Annotated in this window: 3 protein-coding genes; all 3 read left to right on the top strand. The window is 37.4% G+C overall.

All coding sequences use genetic code 11. The features are described from left to right. Window positions 1–2,480, top strand: a 2,480-nt coding sequence (locus tag MRT15_RS11235) for an HD domain-containing protein (RefSeq protein WP_304330302.1), incomplete at its 5' end; no start/stop codon positions are given. Next, window positions 2,480–3,151 carry an RAMP superfamily CRISPR-associated protein gene (locus MRT15_RS11230; RefSeq protein WP_304330300.1) on the top strand — a complete coding sequence of 224 codons (672 nt, stop codon included), beginning with the start codon at window positions 2,480–2,482 and terminating at the stop codon, window positions 3,149–3,151. The genes MRT15_RS11235 and MRT15_RS11230, both read left to right, overlap by 1 nt. Beyond that, a partial coding sequence (locus MRT15_RS11225) for an RAMP superfamily CRISPR-associated protein (protein WP_304330298.1) occupies window positions 3,135–3,718 on the top strand: 584 nt, incomplete at its 3' end. The genes MRT15_RS11230 and MRT15_RS11225, both read left to right, overlap by 17 nt.

The following is a 3,718-nucleotide window of genomic DNA, read 5'->3' as shown; positions in this document are numbered from 1 at the left end:
ATAAGGGTAAGGAAAAATATTCAAGTATTATTGAACGCTTAACAACCATTTTAGCTGATGAAAAGCTTTGTAAGGATATTGAGAAGTCGTGGTTCATATTCCCATCCGATACGAGACCTGGATTCAACACTTCAGGTTTAATACCACACCTCCTACTCACATCTGCAATAGCGTGGAGTTTAGCCACCATCAATAAAAAGCTTGATAGAACTGAAATTGCAGTATTAAGGTTAGCATCCCTCCTACATGACATTGGGAAACCCTTCAATTACAAACAACATATAGAATTGTCAACAAATGTTGCTAGACTCCTCTTGGATGGATTAATACCCGAACAGACATTAAATAGAATTGTTGACATAATATCTAAGCATCATGAACCAAAAGACGATCTTTCAGCTATACTGAAGGAAGCCGACACTATGGCTTCAACAATAGATAGAGTTAGGAAACTCGTGGAATCATATCTTGGAAAAGATTTGGAATCGATAGCTAAAGAGTTGAACTTGAATTATAAGGATGGTCTTGGGACTGGTGATACTGCTTGGGATTTCTGGATTAAGGTGTATAAAGAGCGTGGTTCAAAGATTTTTGAAGAATTGAATACAAAGTTTCTCAACAGTTTGAGGAAAGAAACTGATGGGTTTAAGTCTCCAGTCAAACCATTCAGAGGAGTTGAGGATGAACGACGTGAGGAAGAGGATTATAGGAATGTGCTGATTGGAGTTATAGATGTTGCTGGCATTCAAAAGTACATATCGAGATCTCAAGAAATCAAAGTTACGAGTGGAGCTAGCTTACTAATAGACTACCTCGTAATGGCATACGCACCATTCTACATACAATCAAACATGGATGAACACGACATATGGGTTCCATATGAATCCTTCATATATACCGCTGGTGGAATCGTGGAATTCGTAATGCCAAGGCTCTTCATAAATGAGTTTGAGAAGATCGTCGGAGACCAATTAAACAACATACTCTCAAATAATGGTCTTAAAGTGACATTTGCATATACGCAATTCCGCGACAACATGTACTTAATGATAAAAGAGTTGATGAACAATTTGCACTTGAAGAAGAATTCTATGGAAGGTGAATCTATGCCAATTGCGAGGATTAAAAGTCCAAGTGGTTATGAGGATTTGTGCCAATTATGTTATCTTGATGATGTGGAAACTAAGATAGAAACTCCTGAAGGTTTAAAGAGAGTGTGCAATGTATGTAAATCGCTTTACGAATTTGGTAGCGAAATAAGTTTTAAGAATAAATATGAAGCCACCATCTTTGTAGGTGGGAAGCCCGTTACGGTTAAGGATGTTTATGATCTTGATTGGGAATATGTGAATAAATACATTATTGAATTAATTTCGGGCCACGATAAGCCGGAATTGCGTGAATTGATTGAAAGGAGAACTGCTGGTGTTAAGTTGAGGAATATTGCTGTTTTGAAGGTTGATGGTAATCTTATGGGTCCATTTATGGCTACATCCATTTCTCCAACTGACATGTATGAGAGGAGTGCTAGAATAGATATGGCTTTAAAGAACGCTATTATGAAAGCTTTAACGGTAATTTATGAATCTATAATGAAATATCATGGGGATTTAAATGAGGCATTAAAACCGTACGTGTCAACGTTATTTGGAACCTTGTATGTTGGTGGTGATGATGCCTTAATCATAATGCCATCATGGACTTCAATAGTTTTCTCGTGGATCGTTGGAAATGAGTTTAGATTGAATATGGGTAAAAGTAGGGGTTTAAGTATTGGCATAGCTGTTGGATCTGCAAAAGCCAATATTTGGGGTCTAATTTCCGCAGCAAATAGTTTGATGAAGGAGGGGAAGAAGAATGTTAGAGATGACCCGGGATGTAGTGTTGTTGCTTTTGATGTGGAAGAGGCTATCACATTAAATGATTCGATCGTTAGAGAGAGAATTCAGTTGCTTAGAGATAAAATGATTTCCATTCAGCCATTCAAGATATCTGAAAATGATGGTCTTAAGGATTACATTAAATTGTTATTTGAATCTTCAGATTACGCTGATTTCATATGGAAATCTTATCTTGCATCAAGATATGTGGATTATATAACTAAACATGAACTAAAACCAAAAATTGAGGAATTTCAAAGTTTCATAAAAGGTATTAGAAGTGGAATTCTAGAATGTATGAATAGGGCGGATAGTTTTATAGTGTTTAGTGGTGTATGTGAGAAGGATGCTGATATATTCAAACTCTTCATAGAAAAGGTTTATGCTAAACGACAATATGCAAGATTTAAAGAAATGTATGAGAAAACTAAGAGAAAGAATTATGAAGACAATATGAAGATATACAACACTATTTTCGAGTTGTGTCCAAAGGAGGAATTGAGTAAATTCTTAGGGAAGGGGGAGATACCAAATGAATTCAATGCATCAATTTCAGATGCTTACAGAATGATCAAAATCGTCGGTGGAGGTGTAATATGATGGAGTTGAAGTTTAAGGTTAAAGTTAAACCTATTGGTATGGCCACTTTTGGCTCAGTATACGCATTACCCCTAGGTCCTGATGTTTCATTTACTAGGAAGTTCACCATTCAAGCTGGCAAGAGGATTACAAAGTATTATATTCCTGGATCAAGCTTTAAGGGAGCTTTAAGGTCTTCTGCTTCTAGGATTGCTGACTTATTTGGTTTCAAGTGTTGTGGTGAAATTGATATTGAGAGGATTGAAAAGGCGCATGAACGTATGGGTGGCGTATGTGATGTTTGTAGGTTGTTTGGTTATCCTAAGTCTAATGCTCCAAGTGTATTGAAGGTTTCAGATTTGGAATTGCAGGGGGATGTGAATGTTGAGACTGTTGCTGGTATAAGGATTGATGATAGTAGTGGGAAGGTTGCTACAGGAGCATTATTCACTTCCGAGAAGGTTTATGGTGTTGAATTTGCTGGTGAGATTTCATTGAGTGATGTTGATGTGAATTTGATTGGGTTAACGTTATTGTCGCTTGCAGAATTGAGGTTGGATAGGTTTGGTAGGAGGTCTATGGTGGATGTAATGATTGAAGATGATGGTCAACTCGAATCTGTCATCAAGAATACTGATTGGATCATATTGCTTAACGAGTTGAAGAGGTGGTTGTATGATGAGGTTCTATGAAGCTAAAATCAAAATCCTATCCCCAACAATAATTCCGGGGAGGAGGGTTGAGAGGGGGTATAAGGGTCAGCTAAATTATATTCCATCAACAACATTGAGGGGAGCTATACTCACATCACTATACGCGCATGGTTACATAAGTTTGGAGGAAGCTAAAAGTATAAGTGGATCTTACGAGTTATTGGTATCCAATGCATACTTAATAGATGATGGATTCAAATCATATCCATCACATCCATTCATGTATAAGTGCAAAGTTCCACATGGAAAAGAAGTATTTGAAAGTAAGATCTTCATTTCTGAGTATGATGTTGCAGGTGCGCTTAAGGATGGGAGAGACCCGAAGTTTAAATTTGAGTGTAGTATGGGGCATGTAGCCATAGAATATCCACATCCACAGCCTGTGAGGGGATCGGATAAGGATGGGGAAGCATTCAAGGAGGTTGATGTGAAAGTTCAATCCATGATTTCAGTTGGTATAAGTAAGCGTAGAGCTACAAGTCAAGCTGGAATGCTATATGAGTATGATGCTATGATTGAAGGGCAAGAATTCTGGTGTTACATTGG

Origin of the sequence: Candidatus Culexarchaeum yellowstonense (assembly GCF_024707025.1) — an archaeon.
In the GTDB taxonomy this organism is placed as follows: domain Archaea; phylum Thermoproteota; class Methanomethylicia; order Culexarchaeales; family Culexarchaeaceae; genus Culexarchaeum.
This window is presented reverse-complemented; position numbering and strand designations above follow the sequence as displayed.